This is a genomic window from Comamonas sediminis (assembly GCF_041107495.1).
Lineage (GTDB): Bacteria > Pseudomonadota > Gammaproteobacteria > Burkholderiales > Burkholderiaceae_C > Comamonas > Comamonas sediminis.
The window spans coordinates 384,465-403,550 of the sequence record NZ_JBGBDC010000001.1; the positions used below are offsets into that span (position 1 = coordinate 384,465).

The window sequence follows — 19,086 nt, forward strand, 5'->3', positions numbered from 1 at the left end:
ATGCGCCAGGCGCGGGCCTGGCGGCAGATCAGGCGGCAGCGCTCTGGCCGGCTGCCGCCTCAGGCACCGCAAAGCGCTCGCGAATGCTGCGCTCGATACCGGCGGCATCGAGGCCCTGCATGGCCATCAGCTTGACGGGGTCGCCATGCTCGATAAAGACATCAGGCAGACCCAGCTGCAGCACCGGCACATCGATGTGCAGTTGCTGCAGCGCCTCGAGCACGGCGCTGCCGGCACCGCCCATCAGGCAGCCATCCTCGACGGTGACCAGGGCCTCATGGCTTTGCGCCACCTGCTGCAGCAGCTCGGTATCGAGCGGCTTGGCCCAGCGCATGTTCACCACGCTGGCGTTCAGCGCCTCACCCGCCTGCAAGGCCGGGTAGAGCAAGCTGCCAAAGGCCAGGATGGCGATGCGCGGACGGCCCGCAACGGCAGGCTGGGCCTGGCGGCGGATCTCGCCCTTGCCAAAGGGCAGGCCCTCCAGCGATTCGAGCGGGGCCACACCGGCACCAGCGCCACGCGGGTAGCGCACCGTCACCGGGTGGTTCTGGGCAAAGGCGGTGCTCAGCAGCTGGCGGCATTCGCGCTCATCGGCCGGGCAGGCGACGCTCATGTTGGGAATGGCGCGGGTAAAGGCGATGTCGTAATTGCCGGCATGGGTGGCGCCATCGGCACCCACCAGGCCGGCACGGTCCAGCGCAAACACCACGGGCAGGTTTTGCAGTGCCACATCGTGGATCAGCTGGTCATAGCCGCGCTGCAGGAAAGTCGAGTAGATGGCAACGACGGGCTTGAGCCCTTCGCAGGCCAGACCGGCGGCGAAGGTGACGCTGTGCTGCTCGGCGATGCCGACATCGAAATAGCGCTTGGGAAAGCGCTTTTCAAACTCGACCATGCCCGAGCCTTCGCGCATCGCCGGCGTGATCGCCACCAGGCGCTCGTCCTGCGCTGCCATGTCACACAGCCAGTGGCCAAACACCTGGGTGAAGGTCGGCTTGGGTGGCGTCGCGGGCTTGACCAGGCCGATGGCCGGGTCGAACTTGCCCGGGCCGTGGTAGGCCACCGGATCGGCCTCGGCCAGCTTGTAGCCCTGGCCTTTTTTGGTGACCACATGCAGAAACTGCGGGCCCTTGAGCTGGCGAATGTTTTCCAACGTCGGGATCAGCGAATCGAGGTCATGGCCATCGATGGGGCCGATGTAGTTGAAGCCGAAGTTCTCGAACAACGTGGCAGGCACCACCATGCCCTTGGCCTGCTGCTCCAGGCGCTTGGCCAGCTCCAAGAGCGGCGGTACCTGCTTGAGCACGCTCTTGCCCACGTCGCGCGCCTTGGCATAGAACTGGCCGCTCATCAGTTGCGCCAGGTAGCGGTTGAGCGCACCCACCGGCGGGCTGATGCTCATGTCGTTGTCGTTGAGGATCACCAGCAAGTTGGCATCACTGACCCCGGCGTTGTTCAGCGCCTCGAAGGCCATACCGGCGGTCATCGCCCCGTCACCAATGATGGCGACGGCCTGGTGATCGCTGCCCTTGATCTTGAAGGCCTCGGCCATGCCCAGTGCCGCCGAGATGCTGGTCGACGAGTGGGCCGTGCCGAACGCGTCGTATTCACTTTCGCTGCGCAGCGGGAACCCCGAGATGCCGCCCCACTGGCGCAGCCCCTGCATGCGGTCGCGCCGGCCCGTCAGGATCTTGTGCGGGTAGGTCTGGTGGCCCACATCCCAGACAAAGCGGTCGTGGGGCGTGTCATAGACGGCATGCAACGCGATCGTCAGCTCCACCGTGCCCAGGTTGGAGCTCAGGTGCCCCCCGGTCTTGGACACGCTCTCGAGCACAAACTCCCGCAGCTCACGCGCCAGCGTCTTGAGTTCGGCGCGCGACATCTTGCGCAGATCCGCCGGATCGTTGACGGTGGCTAGCAGGGGAAAGGTCTTCGTGGACATACTATGGTTTGGTCACTTGCTACGCATACCTCGGAAGCATCCGCGCAGTTTTTTTACTGGAATGGCAAGGGGCTATGTTAGCGCCTTGACGCCGGTTAAGCGGTCACAGGCGCATTTGGCCTACTCAATGGCTGCGGCGCACCACCATGTCGGCGAGCGCCGCCAGGGCAGCCGTCTGCGGCAGGCCGCTGCCCGCCAGCGCCTGCTGGGCCTCGGCCAGCAACTCATGGGCGTAGTCACGGGCAGCCTGCAAGCCCATCAGCGACACATAGGTGGGTTTGCCGTGGTCGGCATCCTTGCCGGCCGTTTTGCCCAGCGTCGCAGAGTCGGCGACCACATCGAGCACATCGTCGATCACCTGGAAAGCCAGCCCCAGCGCGGCGCCGTATTGCTGCAGCGCGACCAGGGCCGCGCCCTGGATACCTGCGCAGGTAGCGCCCATTTCGACGCTGGCCTGGAGCAGCGCACCTGTCTTGAGCTTGTGCATTTGCTGGAGCTGCTCACGGCTGAGCTGCTTGCCGACGCTGGCCAGGTCGATCGCCTGGCCACCAGCCATGCCGTTGTAGCCTGCCGCCAGCGCCAGCTGCCGGCACAGGCGCGCCTGCACTGCATCGGGGATGGCACTGCCTTCGGGCACCAGCAGTTCAAAAGCCAGCGCCTGCAATGCGTCGCCGGCCAGCAGTGCCTGGGCCTGGCCAAATTGCACATGGACCGTTGGCTTGCCTCGGCGCAGCACATCATCGTCCATGCAGGGCATGTCGTCATGCACCAGCGAGTAGGCATGGATCAACTCCACCGCACAGCCAGCGCGCAAGGCCGCCTCGGCGGGGCCTGCGGCCAGGCTGCCAGCGGCCTGGGCCGCTGCCAGCACCAGCAGCGGGCGCAGGCGCTTGCCGCCATCGAGCACGGCGTAGCGCATCGGCTCGCCCAGGTTGGCCGGGGCATCGGCAGCAATCCACAGTGTGAGGGCATCCTCCACGCGGGCAAGTTCCTGGCTGCACCAGAGTGCAAAATTATCGTGCGGTGATGTCATTGTTAGCGCTTATTCCTCGCTGGTCCAGGGCTTGAGCTGGCCCTCATCCAGTACTTTGATCTGGTCCTGCACCGCTTCGAGTTTGCCCCGGCAAAAGTTCAGCAGCACAGCGCCCCGCTGGTAGGCGGCCAGCATGTCGCCCAATGGCAGCTGACCCGATTCGATGCGGGCGACCAGGCCTTCGAGCTCCTGCAGCGCACTTTCGTAGTTGTCGGGTTCGGGCAGGTCCGGCGTGGCAGACGTCTTGGGAGCAGTGGCCTTGGGCATGGGCAAAGAGGGCAAAGAGGGCAAACAGCTTGCCCTGGTGCATGGATGTAAAGGCTCGATTTTAGGCGCAGCAGAAGCACACGCGGGCGCAGCCGCCGCCGCCCGCCTGACGGCGGACCCCAGGCTGGGGCCAATTCCCACAAAAGATCCCGGCGATCTATTGTGAAATATGAGGCCACAGCTATCAATTTGATAATATTGCCAGCCTGTCGATGGGAGGATGAAACGTGGCCGACCGAGGTCACCATGGCTCAATTCACGCATGGACGGAACGGGAATAACCCCACTGGGTATAATCCCATTTTTCGCGAAACCGGCCATCCTTTGTTGTTGCTGCCGGTTTTATTTTTTCTCAGCGTGCGCACACGCACCCTCCCTGTGGGGAGTCTTTAGGTCAGGTCACCCATGTCTGATTTAAGTCTTCAACTGCAGCAGGCCGCAAGCCAACTTCCAGTTTCAAGCTACTTTGATCAAGCGCTGTTCGAGCGCGAGATGCAAACCATCTTCCAGAACGGCCCCAAGTACGTGGGCCACCAGCTGGCGATTCCCGAGATTGGCGACTACTACGCCCTGCCCCATGAGAAGGAAGGGCGTGCGCTGGTGCGCAATGCTGCGGGCCAGGCCGAGCTGATCTCCAACGTCTGCCGCCACCGCCAGGCGGTGATGCTGAAGGGCCGCGGCTCGCTCAATCACCAGCAAAAAGGCAGCGCCGGCGGCAACATCGTCTGCCCGCTGCACCGCTGGACCTACAGCCCCAGCGGCGAGCTGCTGGGCGCGCCGCATTTTGCCCAGGACCCCTGTCTCAACCTGAACAACTACAAGTTGCAGGAATGGAATGGCTTGCTGTTCGAGGACAACGGCCGCAACATCCAGGCAGACCTCGCCAACATGGGCCCGGCCGCTGCACTGAATTTTGACGGCTTTGTACTCAACCATGTCGAGATGCATGAGTGCAACTACAACTGGAAGACCTTCATCGAGGTCTATCTGGAGGACTACCATGTCGGCCCCTTCCACCCCGGACTGGGCAATTTCGTCACCTGCGACGACCTGAGATGGGAGTTTGCCAAGGAGTACTCGGTGCAGACGGTGGGCGTGGCGCCCACCTTTGCGAAGCCCGGCTCGGACATCTACAAGACCTGGCACGAGGTGCTGCTGAACTACCGTGACGGAAAAATGCCCGAACACGGCGCAATCTGGCTGACCTACTACCCGCACATCATGGTGGAGTGGTACCCGCATGTGCTGACGGTCTCGACCCTGCACCCGCTGAGCGTGGACCGAACCCTGAATGTCGTGGAGTTCTACTACCCCGAGGAAATCAGCGCCTTCGAGCCCGAGTTCGTGCAGGCCCAGCGAGCCGCTTATATGGAAACCGCCATCGAGGATGACGAGATTGGCGAGCGCATGGATGCCGGCCGCAAGGCCTTGTATGAGCGGGGCGACAACGAAGTCGGCCCCTACCAGAGTCCTATGGAAGACGGCATGCAGCACTTCCACGAGTGGTATCGGGGTATGATGCAGGCCGCTGTTCCAGACAAGTGATCTGCCACAGCCAGGCACTCCCAACTATCTAGACCGGTCTAGACCTATATAGCTGTCAGGGACGCTTTGCATAACCCTCGCCAAGCGGGATGGATGCGGATCGGGATGAGACGCAAGGCGTCTTTTGCGGTCAATAGCCGTAGCTATTGACAAGAAAGACAACGCAGCGGATCGCCCGAGACCGCGTTCAGACCACGGCAGGGAGTTTTGCAGAGGGTCCCTTCCGCTTTGCGATAGCAGCTTTTTTATTTAGAAGTTTCCCATGCAAGCCCTTTGGATGGTGGCCGCGGCGTTCATGTTTGCACTCATGGGCGTGTGCATCAAGTTCGCCTCTGTGTATTTCAACGCGGCCGAGATCGTGTTCTACCGGGGGCTCATCAGCATGGCGCTGATCTGGTGGCTCACCCGGCGCCAGAATATCTCCTTGACCACCCGCTACCCCCGGATGCATGCCTGGCGCAGCTGCATCGGCGTCACGTCGATGGGCATGTGGTTCTATGCGATCGGCAAGCTGCCGCTGGCCACCGCGATGACCCTGAACTATATGAGCAGCCTCTGGGTAGCGGCCTTTGTCGTGGGCAGCGCCCTGCTCACCTGGCGCCCCAAGGGCGAGGGCGACCAGCCCGCGCTGAATATTCCGCTGGTACTGACGGTGATCAGTGGCTTTTGCGGCGTCATCCTGATGCTGCGCCCCAATATCGAGGCAGACCAGATGTTTGCCGGTCTGGTGGGGCTGATGTCCGGGCTGATCTCGGCCTTTGCCTACATGCAGGTGGTGGCCTTGTCGCGCATGGGCGAGCCCGAGCAGCGCGTGGTGTTCTACTTTGCCGTGGGTTCGGCCATCGCTGGCGGCCTGGCCACCTTGTTTGTCGGTACCTCCCGCTTCCCCGGCTGGCCCGCGCTGTGGCTGATCCCCGTCGGCATTCTGGCCGCCGGTGCACAACTGGCGATGACGCGCGCCTACGGATCGGCCACGACGCGCCGCGCCACCCTGGTCGTCGCCAACCTGCAGTATTCAGGCATCGTGTTTGCGGGCCTGTTCAGCATCGTCGTCTTTGGCGACCAGATTCCGGCCATCGGCTGGATGGGCATGGCCTTGATCGTCGGCAGCGGCATCGTCGCGACGGTACTGCGCAAGCGCTGATCCAGGCAGACGCCCTGCGGCATGGTGATGCCACCCGGGTTGGCTGCAGCGGGCGCGGCACTGCCACATAATGTTTGCAAGATTCTTCCTGGAGCTCTGCCATGGCCACCACACCCCTTACCGCTGCCTACACCACCCTGATCACGGTCACCCAGTTGCAGGCGCTGCAGCAGTCCAGCCCGCAGCAGGTGATGGTGTTTGACTGCAGCTTTGACCTGACCAAGCCCGCCGCCGGTGCCGAGCAGTTTGCCCAGGCCCATATTGCGGGCGCCGTCTACGCCAATCTCGACAAGGACCTGAGCGCCCCGCATGGCGCCCTGAGCCACGGCCAAAGCATTGCGGCCACCGACCTGGGCCCGCCAGCCTCCGGCGGCCGCCATCCGCTGCCCAGCCGGGAGCGCTTTGCGGTGTGGCTGTCGCAGGTCGGCTTTCGCAACGACATGCAGGCGGTCGTCTATGACCGCAATGGCGTGAACTATGCTGGCCGCCTGTGGTGGATGCTCAAATGGGCCGGCCACGATGCCGTGGCCGTGCTCGACGGCGGCCTGCAGGCCTGGCAGGCGGCGGGTGGTGCGGTGGAGGCGGGCGAGCCTGCCAGCCATTTTCAAAGCAATTTTGAACTGCGCCCGGCGCTGCGCACGCTCAAAACTGCCAGCGAGGTGCAGCAGGCGCTGGGCGCACAGCAGACTGTGATCGATGCGCGTGCGCCGGCGCGTTACCGCGGGGAAGTCGAACCGCTGGACCCGGTGGCCGGCCACATTCCTGGCGCGCTCAACCGCCCGTTCACAACGAACATCGGACCTGACGGCCGCTTCAAACCTGCTGCCGAACTGCGCGCCGAGTTCGAGGCACTGCTGGCCGGGCACGATCCGCAGACGGTGGTGCACCAGTGCGGCAGCGGGGTCAGCGCATTGCCCAATTTGATGGCGATGGAGATTGCCGGCTACGCGCCGACGGCGCTGTTCGCCGGCAGCTGGAGCGAATGGTGCAGCGACCCATCGCGCCCCGTCGAGCGAGGCTGATGAATCGCTGCTGATTCCCAGGCCTGACCACCCTCCAGCCGGCGGTCAGGCGCGGTCGGTGCAGCCGCCTTACTGGCTGCCCCAAACGTAGTAGGCCACGCCCTCGAACCTGAACTGAGGATAGGTCCGCTCCACAAAATCACGCTCTGCGCTATTGGTGGTGTAGAAGTGCGCACCGGTGAGGGTATTGTTGAAACGGTACATGGGCACCGAGCCCTCTCCCGCTGCCTGGCGCGCATACCAGGCCTCCCCTTCTGCGTTGAACTGCGGATAGTTCGCGATCACAAACGCCCGCTCGTCGGCGTTGATGGTATAGAAGTGCGAGCCCGAGAGGGTGTTGTAGAAGCGGTAGACCGCCTGTGGCGCTGCAGCCGTCTGCGTGGACGCATAGAAGCCGATATTTTCATACTGGAAGCTCGGGGCACCTTGGATCAAGGCGTCACGCTCCTGCGCGTTGGCAGTGAAGAAGTGCGTGCCATTTTGCGTGTTGTAGAAGCGGTAAACCGGAATGCGGCCCGATGCGGGAGGGGTGGTCGCGCCACCACCGGCATCCACCAGCCACTTGCGCAAGGCGGGCATCACGCTGTTCAAACTGGGGTAGAAGCTGTAGGCACCGGCACCATTGGCGCGGCAGCTCGCTTCCGATGCGCCGGTCAACACACCGGTCACGGCGCCGTTGTTGAACAGCGGCGAGCCGCTGCTGCCCTGCTGGGTCAGGCCCATGGACCAGGGCACATAGTAGTAGTTGCCGGAATTGGGCGCAGAGGTGCAGAACACACTCTTGCCATCGAGGTGGCAGTCATAGCGTGAGGACATGACCCCCATGCTGATTTTCTGCAAGCCGCCATCGGGGTGGTGCACACCGACCACAGGCGTGTTGTTCGGCACGATGCTGCTGTCCCAGCCCAGGAACACGGCGCCAGCCGGCGGCGTGTCATGGAGCTTGAGCAAGGTGACATCCGGGTTGGCGCTGCTGTAGAGCAGCTGGGCCCCATTGCGCAGATTCACGCTGCTCGGGGAGAGGCTGTTGCTGGAGCAGCGGGTGGAGGTATAGAACCAGTCGGTCTCCAGCGCCGATGCCAGCGTCTGGGTCGACATGCAGTGCGCCGCCGTCAGGAAATACGGCGTCCTCGAGCCCTGGGCGTCATTGAGCAGGCTGCCGGTGCACAGCCCATAGTAGTAGCTGCCATCGGCCATGCGTTCGGTCACATAGGCCATGCGGGCCACGCCTTTGCGCTCCAGCTGCAGCTGGGGATAGCAGTTGACATCCAGGTGGCAATCCACTGGATTGCCCAGCGGCAGGGACTTGGCGTCCTCCTGCGCAGCATCCACCTCATCCGTGCCCAGCGGCAGCGACAGGTTCTCGTAGATGTGCATGACCTGCGGCAGCGAGACCTTGAGCTGCGCTGGCGAGGTGCCTGGAGGCAACTCAATCTCCAGGGTTACCTGCTCGCCGGAGCTGCTCGGCGTCCACCAGGTGCGGCCTGCTTCGCTGTGGTCACCCGCATCCAGGTTGGCCTGCAGGATTTGCATGACGCGCTGGCCCGCGATCTCGAAAACCGCCGAAGGCTGGTGGTCGGTATAGAGGCGCAGCATCGCGCTGCCAGGCAACTGCTCCACCACCAGGCCCAGGCGCATGCCCTGGGCACCGCCAGAGCGCACGCTCAAGGCCGCCACGGCGCCGCCGTTGGCCGATGTGCGCCATTGCAGCAGCTGCGCCGTCTGCGTGGCCGACTGGGCTTGCGGCACGGTGCGCGAGGCACCCATGATCCGCACAGGTAACTCAGGGGTGGATTTCAGGCCTGCCCACTCACCCAGGTCAATCGCGACGGGCTGGATGGCCAGACCGGCCTCCATGCTCTTGGTACGCACAAACTCCTGCGGCACACCCGCTGGCTGCTCCAGCGCCGGCACCTTGAAGACCTGATCGGTCTGGCCCGGCGAACCCGCCGCAGCAGCCAATCCCGCCATCGCGCCCCAGCTGACCAGACTGGCCACGCTTATTTTTGCCATCCACCCCATGCCGGTACCCCTTCAGTGCTATCGATACAAAACCAAGCATTCTAAGATTTATTTTAGAAATCGCTAATGAAGTTTGCGAGTCAATAGCTGCGGCCAGCGTATCCATGGACAACAAGCATCAATGCCCTGCCGACTTCGAGAACAGGTTGATCACCAGCACCCCGGCAATGATCAAGCCCATGCCCGCCATCGCTCCGGCATCGAGCTTTTGCCCATGCAAGGCCCAGGCGATCAGCGAGATCGCCACAATCCCCACGCCCGACCAGATCGCATAGGCAATGCCGGTGGGCACCGTCTTTAAGGTCTGCGCCAGCAGGTAGAACGACAGCACATAGCCAATGCCGCAGATCAGGCTGGGCACCAGGCGGGTAAAGCCCACGGAGGACTTCATCGCGGTGGTGGCCATCACTTCCAGCGCAATGGCCCCACCCAGGTAGACATAGGCATTCATCACGATTCCTTTTTCGTTTCTCTTTCTGGTGGGCAGCTGCGCTGCAAAGGCAGACAAGCCAGCCGCCCCGTCAAAATAACAAAGGCCCCGGCGTGCCGCCAGGGCCTCGTCAAGCTGGGGCAGAAGACGCTTGCCAATGGCAAGGTGCCCCGCCCGGATCACCTCAACCGGTATTGCGCAGCGCAGCCGCGATTCCGTTGATGGAGATATGGATACCAGTCTTCACCCGCTCATTGTCCTCGCCATTGCGCCAGCGGCGGATCAGCTCGACCTGCAGGTGGTGCAGAGGATCGATGTAGGGAAAGCGGTGGCGTATCGAGCGCTCGAGCGCCGGGTTGTTGGCCAGGCGGTTGGCCTCCCCGGTGATCAGCGCCAGCGCTTCGGCGGTGCTCTTCCATTCGGCCTCGATGGCCTGGAACACGCGCTTGCGCAAACGCGTATCTGCCACCAGTTCGCTGTAGCGCAGCGCCAGCGCCATATCGCTCTTGGCCAGCACCATGTCCATGTTGGACAGCAGGGTGCGGAAGAAGGGCCACTGCCGGTACATCTTCTGCAGCAAGGCCCATTGCAGCTTGGCGGTCTTGCCCTCCTGGCTGACAAAGGCCTGCACGGCTGAGCCAAAGCCATACCAGCCCGGCAAGGTCAGGCGGCACTGGCCCCAGCTGAAGCCCCAGGGAATGGCGCGCAAATCCTCGATGCGCTGGCTGGCCTTGCGCGATGCAGGGCGCGAGCCGATATTGAGCTCGGCAATCTCGCGGATCGGCGTGGAGCTGAAGAAATAGCTCTCGAAGCCCTTGGTGCCGTACACCAGATCGCGGTAGGCAGCCATGCTGGCGGCCGACAGATCAGCGGCCGCATCCAGAAATGCCTGGCTGGCAGGCTTGGTGGGCTGCAGCAACGTGGCCTCCAACGTGGCGGCCACGAGCGTCTCCAGATTGCGCCGGCCGATCTCGGGGTTGGCGTACTTGGAGGCAATCACCTCGCCCTGCTCGGTCAGGCGGATCTGGCCGCGCACGGTGCCTGGCGGCTGGGCCAGGATCGCCTGGTAGCTGGGGCCGCCGCCACGCCCGACGGTACCGCCCCGGCCATGGAACAGGCGCAGCTGCACCGGGTTGGGCTGGCTCAGCTCGTCAAACAGCGCCACCAGCGCCAGCTCGGCCTGGTACAGCTCCCAGTTGCTGGTGAAGATACCGCCGTCCTTGTTGCTGTCGCTGTAGCCCAGCATGATGTCCTGCTCGGCACCACTGCGCTGGATCAGCGCGGCGATATGGGGCAGCGCATAGTACTCGCGCATGATGGTGGCCGCATGGCGCAGGTCGTCGATGGTCTCGAACAGCGGACTCACGATCAAGGTCGCGCGCGACTGGCCATCGTTGATGCGGCCACTCAGCAAGCCCACCTCCTTTTGCAGCAGCAGCACCTCGAGCAGGTCGCTGACCGACTCGGTGTGGCTGATGATGTAGTGCCGGATGGCGTCCTGGCCGTAGAGCTGCACCGACAGGCGTGCACGCTCGAAGATCGCCATTTCGCTGAGGCAGCGCTCGCTGTAGCTGGCACCCACTACGCGCAGCGGGCGGGCATCGCTGAGCAACTGCAGCAGCAGCTCGCGCTTGGCTGTCTCGTTCAGCTGGCTGTAATCGGCCTGCAGCCCGGCCGTAGCCAGCAGCTCGCTGATCACGGCCTCGTGCTGGTCAGAGCTTTGGCGCAGATCGACCGTCGCCAGGTGGAAGCCGAACACCTGCACCGCACGGATCAGCGGTGACAGCCGCTGCTCGGCCAGTGCGCGGCCATGGTTGTCGCGCAGCGAGTCTTCGATGACGCGCAGATCGGCCAGGAACTCCTCGCTCGCCAGATAGGGGTTTTGCGGCGCCACCGCATGGCGTGCGGCCTCTCCGCCGCTGAGGTTCTTCAAGGTCGCGGCCAGCCGCGCATAGACGCCGATCAGCGCGCGGCGGTAGGGCTCGTCCTCGCGGTGCTGGCTGGTATCGGGGGAGCGTGACGCCAGCGCCTGCAACGCGGCGGTGGTGCCAGCCAGGCGCTGGGACATCGACAGCTCACCGCCCAGGTAGTGCACCTCGGTCAGGTAGTGGCGCAGCACCAGGTCGGACTGGCGGCGCAGCGCCTCCTGCAGGCTCTTGGCGGTGACATTCGGGTTGCCATCGCGGTCGCCACCAATCCACTGGCCCATGCGCAAGAAGGTGGCCAGGTCGCGCTCGCCCAGCTCGCGCTCCAGCGCGGCGTAGAGCTTGGGGATCTCGGTCAGGAACGTGGCCTGGTAGTAGCTCAGCGCGTTGTCGATCTCGTCCTCGACCGTCAGCTTGGAGTAGCGCAGCAGCCGCGTCTGCCACAGTTGGGTGACCTGCGCGCTCAGCTGCAGCTCGTTGTCGGCCAGCTGGCGCGGCGTCAACGTATCCTTGCTGCTGTTGAAGAGCTGGGCGCGCTGGGCAATATCGTCGCGCTCCACCAGCAACGCGGCAATCGCACGCTCGGCATCCAGAATGCTCTTGCGCTGCACCTCGGTCGGGTGGGCGGTGAGTACGGGCGAGATCAGGCTGTGCGCCAGTGTCTGTGATACCGCCTTGACGGGAATGCCCGCCCAGCGCAGGCGCGCCAGCGCCACCTCGATGCTGCCTTCTTGCGTGTTACCGGCGCGCTCATGGATCTCGCGCCGGCGGATGTGGTGGCGGTCTTCGGCCAGGTTGGCCAGGTGCGAGAAATAGGTGAAGGCGCGGATCACGCTGACCGTCTGGTCGCCTGACAGGCCTTTGAGCAGCGATTTGAGCGATTTCTCCGCATCCTGGTCGTCATTGCGGCGGTAGGCCACCGACAGCTGGCGCACCTGCTCGATCAGATCGAAGGCGGCCTGGCCCTCCTGCTCACGGATGACATCGCCCAGAATCCGGCCCAAAAGCCGGATGTCGTCCATCAAGGGCTGGTCCTTGTCGGCGCGGCGGGTGACGGCCTGGGTGGCGGCAGTGCTGCCCGCCTTGGTTTTGCGCGCCGGGGGCTTGGCGACTGCAGGGGTGTCTTTTTTGCTGGCAGTGGTCATGGGCGAAGAAGCAAAGGGCTGAAAGATCCACGCCGCCCCAAAGTCGCACTGCGCCAAAGAGCGGCGCTGCACATGCTAGCATCAGCCGCCTGTTGTGAACCGCTTGTTGACCACGTATCGTGCCCGCCGCCTGTAAAGCGCAGACCGGCCTGGCGTGGCGCCCCATCCCATGAGCTCTTTGTCCCTGACCATCGCCACCCGCGAAAGCCAGCTTGCCCTGTGGCAGGCTGAACATGTGCAACATATCCTGCAACGCCTGGGCCACCAGGTCGGCCTGCTGGGGATGACCACCCTGGGCGACCAGATTCTGGACCGCACCCTGTCCAAGGTCGGCGGCAAGGGCCTGTTCGTCAAGGAGCTGGAGACGGCGCTGGAGACCGGCCGCGCCGATCTGGCCGTGCACTCGCTCAAGGATGTGCCGATGGAGCTGCCCCCGGGTTTTGCGCTGGCCGCCGTGCTCAAACGCGAAGACCCGCGTGATGCCTGGGTCTCCAACCACTACGCCAGCCTGCAGGATCTGCCCCAGGGTGCGGTCGTCGGCACCTCCAGCCTGCGCCGCCAGGTGCTGCTGCGCGCGCTGCGGCCTGACCTCGATGTCCAGCCGCTGCGCGGCAACGTCAACACCCGCTTGCGCAAGCTCGACGAAGGCCAGTACGACGGTATCGTGTTGGCGGCGGCCGGCCTCAAGCGCCTGGCGCTGGATGGGCGCATCCGCCACGCTTTCGGCACCGACACCATGCTGCCGGCCGCCGGCCAGGGCGCGCTGGGCATTGAGGTGCGCAGCGACCGGCAGGATCTGCTGGACCTGTTTGCCGGTCTGGCCGACCAGGCCACCTGGCAGACGGTGACGGCCGAGCGCGCCGTCAGCCGCTGCATGGGCGGCAGCTGCTCCATGCCGTTGGCGGCACACGGCGAATGGCAAGGCGAACAGCTGTGGCTGCGCGCCGCCTGGGGGGATGAAATCAACCCGAATGCGCCGCTGGTGTCTGCCCAGGCCAGCGCCGCCGTGACCGACCTGGCCAGCGCCGATGCACTGGGCCAGCATGTGGCGTCCCTGCTGCAGCAAGCAGGTGCGCAGGTGCGCCGCTGAGCGCCGGTCCCGATTGCCATGGGTCAGCCGCAGCGCCGCATCATCATCACCCGCCCGCAGCCTGAAGCGGACGGTTGGGTGGCCCAGCTGCGCCAGCGCGGATGGGCGGCCGAGGCGCTGCCGCTGATCGACATTGCTGCGGCCGACAGCCCGGCCCACCAGGCAGCCCGCATGGATGCGCGTCAGCACTGGGCACGCTATGGCGCGCTGATGCTGGTCAGCACCAATGCAGCCCGTTTTTTTCTGGATCCGGCGCTGGTGCAGGCGCTGGCCGGGCAGCCGCGCAGCGCCTCCGCTACCCGGCTGTGGTGCCCCGGGCCCGGTACGGCACGCGCAGCCCAGGCACTGGGCATTCCCAGCGCGCTGATCGACCAGCCAGCGACCGATGCGCCGCAGTTCGACTCTGAATCGCTATGGGCCGAGGTGGGGCCCCAAGCCACCGCGATGGCGGCATCGGGCCGGCGCGTGCTGGTGGTGCGGGGTGCCAGTGCGGGCACTGCCATCGACCAACTGGTCACCGGCTCGGGCCGCGAATGGCTGGCCCGCCAATTGCAGGAGGCAGGTATCGGCGTGGATTTTGTTGGCGTGTACCAGCGCCAGGCGCCCGCGTGGACAGCTGCACAGCTGGCACTGGCCACCCAGGCGTTGGCCGATGGCAGCATCTGGCTGTTCAGCAGTTCCGAGGCAGTGATGCATTTACGCAACAGATTCGGCGCTGCCGCTCTGGCACCTGCCCAGGCGCTCGCCACCCATGCACGCATCGCCCAAGCCACCCGCGCGGCAGGATTTGTCCACATTCAGCAGTGCAGGCCTTCGTTGGAAGACGTGGTGGCGTCGTTAGAATCTGCGCTATGACGCTGCCCGAGCACGCACTGAACCCCACGCCTTCCCCAACGACCCCCGCCCCCAGCCCGGTCAGCCCTGCTGGTACCCGCCTGCCGCAAGTCTGGGTCTGGACGTCCGTGGCCCTGGGCGTTGCTGCAGCGATAGCGATCATCAGTGCGGCCATGCTCTGGCAACGGCTCAACAATATCCAGCAGCAGCTGGCACTGCAAAGCGCCGACTCACGCTCCCAGGCGGTGGAAGCCCGCACCCTGGCCCGCCAGGCTGATGACGTCTCACGCGATACCGCCTCACGCATGTCGGTGATGGAAGCGCGTGTCGGCGAAGTCGCGCTGCAGCGCGGACAGCTGGAAGAGCTGGTGCAAAGCCTCTCGCGCAACCGCGATGACACGATGGTCGGCGACATCGAAAGTGCCGTGCGCTTTGCGATGCAGCAAAGCCAATTGAGCGGCAGCCCCGACCCGCTCGTCAGCGCGCTGAAGATCGCCCAGCAACGCGTGAGCGTCTCCGCACAACCAAGGCTGGCCCCGTTGCAGCGCGCCATTGCCCGTGACCTGGACCGCATCGCCACCAGCAAATCGCTCGACACCGCCGGTCTGCTGGCCCGCATGGATGATGTGCTGCGCCAGATCGATGATTTGCCGCTGCAAAACGATGTGCTGGATAAGAACGCGCGCCGTTCCGCACCTGCCCGGGGCCGGACGGGCCAGCCAGCGCCCGCCGCAGCCGCGACGGCCTCTGCCAGCGCCAATGCGACCGCGGACGATCCCGCCGCACCTAGCTGGTGGCTTTCTGCGCTGTCCACCGCATGGGGCGTGGTGCATGAGGAAGCCCGCAGCCTGGTGCGCGTGCGCCGCATCGACTACCCCGATGCCGTGCTGCTCTCGCCTACCCAGGCATTCTTTGTCCGCGAAAACCTCAAACTTCGCATCATGAATGCCCGCATGGCCTTGCTGGGCCGCCAGATGAATGCGTCGCGCAATGACCTGGCCGCTGCCGCCGATGCAGTGCACAAGTATTTCGATGTCTCGTCGCGACGTGGCCAGCAGGCGGCCCAGCAGATCAACCAGCTCCAGCAGGCGATGCAGGATGTGGAAGTGCCCCGCGCCAATGACACCCTGGCGGCGCTGGCCACCGCTGCCGCAGGACGTTAAGCGATGAGAGCCGCAATTTGGTTGATCGGTTTGTTTGCCGTTGCAGTGGCGGCGGCGCTGTTTGCCGGCAGCAACCAGGGCAGCGTCACCCTGCACTGGCCCCCCTACCGCATAGACTTTTCGCTGAACCTGGTCGTTGTGCTGCTGCTGCTGGCCTTTGTACTGGTCTATGGCGCGCTGCGCGGCGTCAGCGCGATGTTCGAGCTGCCGCGCCAGGCCAAGCGCTGGCGCATCCAGCAAAAGGAGCGGGCGATGCATGGCGCCGCGCTCGATGCCGTCACCCAGTTGCAGGCGGGCCGCTTTGTGCGGGCCCGCAAGGCCGCGCTGTCGGCGCTGGCCCAGGAGCAAGCCTTGCAGGACAGCGGCGCCGCGATCCCCAATGGCCTGCAACTGCGTGTGCTGGGCCATGTGCTGGCTGCCGAAAGCTCACATGCGTTGCAAGACCAGGCCCAGCGCGACCAGCACTGGGAGATGGCGATGCAGGAAGCCACCGCCCCCCGCGCCAGCCACCTGCCTGAGCTGGCCGAAGGCACCCAGTTGCGCGCCGCCCAGTGGGCGCTGGATGACCACAACGCCCACAGCGCGATCGAACAACTGGCGCGCCTGCCGCAGGGTGCAGCGCGCCGCACTCTGGCGTTGCGCCTCAAGCTCAAGGCGGCACGCCAGCTGCGCCAAGCCTTGACCGCGCTGGACACCGCACGGCTGCTGGCCAAGCACCGCGCTTTTTCTGCGGCTGCAGCGCAAAGCATCATCAAGGGCCTGGCTACCGAGCTGATCAACGACGCCCATGACCCCGAGCAGCTGATGCAGGCCTGGCGCAGCCTGGACACCGCCGAGCGCAATCTGCCTGAAGTTGGCATCCATGCGGCGCGGCGCCTGCAGCAACTGGGTGGCGACCCGCAGCAGATGCGCGAATGGCTGCTGCCGGCCTGGGAGCGTTACACCAACAGCAACAACGGCCTGCCCAGCCTGCAGGCCGAGCGTCTGGTGCGGGTGCTCGAAGACAGCATGGGTGCGCTCGATGCCAGTTGGCTGGCCCGCATCGAAGCGGCCCAGCAGCGCCGCCCGCACGATGCGTATCTGCAGTACCTGGCCGGATGCGCTTGCCTGCAGCGCCAGCTCTGGGGTAAGGCGCAGCAATGGCTGCAGCAGGCAGCGCCTTCGCTGCAGGAGGAGTCGCTGCGCCGCCGCGCCTGGCAGCATCTGGCCCGGCAGGCCGAATACCGCGGCGATGCGGCGGCCGCCGCCCAGGCCTGGAAGCAGGCGGCACTGGCGGGCGAGCAAAGCTGAGGCACTGACCATGCCGGGGCCGGTTTGTGCCGGCCGATGTACAAGGCGATACAAACTACCCGGTCTTAACTGTTGTAAGGACCGCGTTGAGAACTGCCTGTTTTAGCCTGCTCAGCATATGCTTATGAGGATTGGTTCTGGAACCATCCAGGGCAAGGTCGATCAATTCAATTAATTTGAACTTCGCCATCAATCGGGCTGAACTTCTGCCGGTTGATCCGCTCCTACACTCGCTTCAAACAATTCCGCTGCATCCTTCGCTGCAGCGTTTTTTATGGCTACCACGACCAATAACACCCGCTATACCGGCACCGCGATTGCACTGCACTGGATTTTGGCCCTGGCCCTGATTGGCATCTTCGCCTTTGGCCTGTACATGACCAGCCTGCCCTTCTCCCCCACGCGCCTCAAATACTTCAATTGGCACAAATGGGCCGGCATGACGATCCTGATCCTGTCGGCTGTGCGCATTCTGTGGCGCTTTACCCACCGCCCACCGGCACTGCCCGAAGCGACCGCCCGCGCGATGCCCGCCTGGCAACATGTCGCCCACCACGGCGTTCACCACCTGATGTATGCGCTGTTCTTTGCCGTACCGCTGGTCGGCTGGATCTACAGTTCTGCAGCCGGCTTTCCGATCGTGCTGTTTGGGGTGATGCCGCTGCCAGACCTGGTGAGCAAGAGCCCGGAACTCGCCGAGACACTCAAGCCCTGGCATGCTTACCTGGCCTACACATTGGCGGCGCTGGTGGTCATGCATGTGGCTGCGCTGCTCAAGCACCAGCTGATCGACCGAGACGGCCTGCTCTCCCGCATGCTGCCCGGCCGCGCCTCTTGATTCGTACCGTTTTTTTACTGGAGTCTGATCCGATGTCCAAGCTCTCCCCAACCGCCCTGTTCGCTGCCGCGCTGACTGCGGCTGCCTTTGCCGCCCCGGTGATGGCCCAGCAAGCGCTGGTGCCTGCGCAAAGCGCCGTGAATTTCGAAGCCAAGCAAATGGGTGTGCCGATCAAAGGCCACTTCCAGAAGTTTGATGCCAAGATCGCGTTCGACACCGCCAAGCCCGAAGCCAGCAAGATCCATTTCTCGGTCGATACCGGCAGCGCCACGATGGGCGTCAAGGAAACCGATGCCGAGCTGCCCAAGGCAGAATGGTTCAATGTCGCCAAGTTCCCGCAAGCGACCTTTGACTCCACTGCCGTCAAGGCACTGGGCGGCGGCAAGTACCAGGTCGATGGCAACCTGACGATCAAGGGCAACGTCCAGAAGGTCAGCCTGCCCGTGACGCTGACCCAGTCGGGCACGACCACGACGGCCGCCGGCACCTTGCCGCTGAAGCGCCTGACCTATGCCATCGGTGATGGCGACTGGAAGGACACCTCGATGGTGGCCGATGAAGTGCAGGTGCAGTTCAAGCTCGCGCTGACCGGTGTTGGCAAGCTCTAAGCTTTTTTGTGTTTCCCTGTTCCTTTACCCCTTTAGGAGAAATCTGATGCGCACATCCCTGTTGGCCCTGGCCGCTGCTTCCCTGTTTGCCGGTGCTGTGCACGCGGCTCCAGCCACCTACGCGATCGACCCTACGCACACTTTTGCGACCTTCGAAATCGACCACAACGGCGCCACCACCAACCGTGCACGCTTCGACAAAAAAGAAGGCACCCTTACCCTGGACCGCGAAGGCAAGACCGGCTCCGTCGATATCAGCATCGACATCGCCTCGGTCAACTCCGGCACGCCCGGCTTTGACAAGCACCTGCAAAGCAAGGACATCTTCAACGTGGCCGAGCATCCCAAGGCGCGTTTCCAGTCCACCAAGTTCGTGTTTGACGGCGACAAGCTGGCATCGGTGGAAGGCAACCTGACCCTGCTGGGCAAGACCCAGCCCATCACCTTCAAGGCGAGCAAGTTCAACTGCTACCCCAACAAGATGCTGCAAGACCGCGAAGTCTGCGGTGGCGATTTCGACACCACGTTTGACCGCACCGCCTTCGGCCTGGACTACGGTGTGAACTGGGGCGCTGCGAAGAATGTGCGCCTGGTGGTACAGATCGAAGCGGTGAAGCAGTAAGCACGACGCGCGCGCACCCCTGTGCGCCACCGCATAGACTGCCAGCAGCCGATGGACGGCGGCTGGCAGTTTTTTTATGGGCGCGCCAGAGGCGCGGGCGGCGGAGATCGGTGCGACAAGCCCTCGCAGGCCAGTCATCGCTGCAGCCGGGCTAAAATCAGCTTAT

General features: G+C 64.4%; 16 protein-coding genes. 10 read left to right on the plus strand and 6 right to left on the minus strand.

All coding sequences use genetic code 11. The features are described 5' to 3' along the window. Positions 1–28: 28 nt before the first annotated feature. The 3 genes from dxs to AB7A72_RS01660 form a co-directional block, all read right to left on the minus strand. Positions 29–1,942: a 1-deoxy-D-xylulose-5-phosphate synthase gene (gene dxs / locus AB7A72_RS01650; RefSeq protein ID WP_369458829.1), complete on the minus strand. Its 1,914-nt coding sequence runs from the start codon at positions 1,940–1,942 to the stop codon at positions 29–31. Between the two features lie 124 nt (positions 1,943–2,066). After that, the gene (locus AB7A72_RS01655; protein ID WP_239811364.1) at positions 2,067–2,975 is read right to left on the minus strand and encodes a polyprenyl synthetase family protein; all 909 of its coding nucleotides are present in this window, start codon (positions 2,973–2,975) and stop codon (positions 2,067–2,069) included. A gap of 9 nt (positions 2,976–2,984) precedes the next feature. Beyond that, positions 2,985–3,242 (minus strand): exodeoxyribonuclease VII small subunit, encoded by a 258-nt coding sequence (locus AB7A72_RS01660; RefSeq protein WP_369458830.1) that lies wholly within the window; start codon positions 3,240–3,242, stop codon positions 2,985–2,987. A gap of 405 nt (positions 3,243–3,647) precedes the next feature. Here AB7A72_RS01660 and AB7A72_RS01665 point away from each other — a divergent pair, with 405 nt between their 5' ends. The 3 genes from AB7A72_RS01665 (at position 3,648) to AB7A72_RS01675 (ending at position 6,953) form a co-directional block, all read left to right on the plus strand. Continuing rightward, positions 3,648–4,787 carry an aromatic ring-hydroxylating oxygenase subunit alpha gene (locus AB7A72_RS01665; protein ID WP_239811362.1) on the plus strand — a complete coding sequence of 380 codons (1,140 nt, stop codon included), beginning with the start codon at positions 3,648–3,650 and terminating at the stop codon, positions 4,785–4,787. Between the two features lie 262 nt (positions 4,788–5,049). Continuing rightward, positions 5,050–5,931, plus strand: coding sequence for a DMT family transporter (locus AB7A72_RS01670; protein ID WP_369458831.1), 882 nt, complete (start codon positions 5,050–5,052; stop codon positions 5,929–5,931). 101 nt (positions 5,932–6,032) lie between these two features. Next, entirely contained in the window at positions 6,033–6,953 is a 921-nt protein-coding gene (locus tag AB7A72_RS01675) for a sulfurtransferase (protein ID WP_369458832.1), read from the plus strand. Positions 6,954–7,022: 69 nt separating this feature from the next. Here the strand turns inward: AB7A72_RS01675 and AB7A72_RS01680 are convergent, their stop codons facing one another. The 3 genes from AB7A72_RS01680 to ppc form a co-directional block, all read right to left on the minus strand. Continuing rightward, complete coding sequence (locus tag AB7A72_RS01680; RefSeq protein WP_369458833.1) at positions 7,023–8,966, minus strand: trypsin-like peptidase domain-containing protein; 1,944 nt, start codon at positions 8,964–8,966, stop codon at positions 7,023–7,025. Positions 8,967–9,093: 127 nt separating this feature from the next. Beyond that, the gene (locus tag AB7A72_RS01685) at positions 9,094–9,426 is read right to left on the minus strand and encodes an SMR family transporter (RefSeq protein ID WP_369458834.1); all 333 of its coding nucleotides are present in this window, start codon (positions 9,424–9,426) and stop codon (positions 9,094–9,096) included. Between the two features lie 163 nt (positions 9,427–9,589). Further along, the gene (ppc, locus tag AB7A72_RS01690; RefSeq protein ID WP_394681467.1) at positions 9,590–12,475 is read right to left on the minus strand and encodes a phosphoenolpyruvate carboxylase; all 2,886 of its coding nucleotides are present in this window, start codon (positions 12,473–12,475) and stop codon (positions 9,590–9,592) included. Between the two features lie 169 nt (positions 12,476–12,644). Between ppc and hemC the strand changes: the two genes are divergently transcribed. The 7 genes from hemC to AB7A72_RS01725 all read left to right on the plus strand — a co-directional run bounded on the left by hemC (position 12,645) and on the right by AB7A72_RS01725 (position 18,920). Beyond that, positions 12,645–13,565 carry a hydroxymethylbilane synthase gene (gene hemC, locus AB7A72_RS01695; protein ID WP_239811358.1) on the plus strand — a complete coding sequence of 307 codons (921 nt, stop codon included), beginning with the start codon at positions 12,645–12,647 and terminating at the stop codon, positions 13,563–13,565. A gap of 18 nt (positions 13,566–13,583) precedes the next feature. Then, complete coding sequence (locus AB7A72_RS01700) at positions 13,584–14,420, plus strand: uroporphyrinogen-III synthase (protein WP_369458835.1); 837 nt, start codon at positions 13,584–13,586, stop codon at positions 14,418–14,420. After that, positions 14,417–15,562 (plus strand): uroporphyrinogen-III C-methyltransferase, encoded by a 1,146-nt coding sequence (locus tag AB7A72_RS01705; protein WP_369458836.1) that lies wholly within the window; start codon positions 14,417–14,419, stop codon positions 15,560–15,562. The genes AB7A72_RS01700 and AB7A72_RS01705 overlap by 4 nt, the downstream gene beginning before the upstream one ends. 3 nt (positions 15,563–15,565) lie before the next feature. Continuing rightward, positions 15,566–16,852, plus strand: coding sequence for a heme biosynthesis HemY N-terminal domain-containing protein (locus AB7A72_RS01710; protein ID WP_312461960.1), 1,287 nt, complete (start codon positions 15,566–15,568; stop codon positions 16,850–16,852). 274 nt (positions 16,853–17,126) lie between these two features. After that, entirely contained in the window at positions 17,127–17,690 is a 564-nt protein-coding gene (locus tag AB7A72_RS01715) for a cytochrome b (protein ID WP_239811354.1), read from the plus strand. Positions 17,691–17,722: 32 nt separating this feature from the next. Continuing rightward, positions 17,723–18,298 carry a YceI family protein gene (locus tag AB7A72_RS01720; protein ID WP_239811353.1) on the plus strand — a complete coding sequence of 192 codons (576 nt, stop codon included), beginning with the start codon at positions 17,723–17,725 and terminating at the stop codon, positions 18,296–18,298. A 46-nt stretch (positions 18,299–18,344) separates the two neighbouring features. Next, positions 18,345–18,920, plus strand: a complete 576-nt coding sequence (locus tag AB7A72_RS01725) for a YceI family protein (RefSeq protein WP_239811352.1) — start codon at positions 18,345–18,347, stop codon at positions 18,918–18,920. The last annotated feature ends 166 nt before the right edge of the window (positions 18,921–19,086 follow it).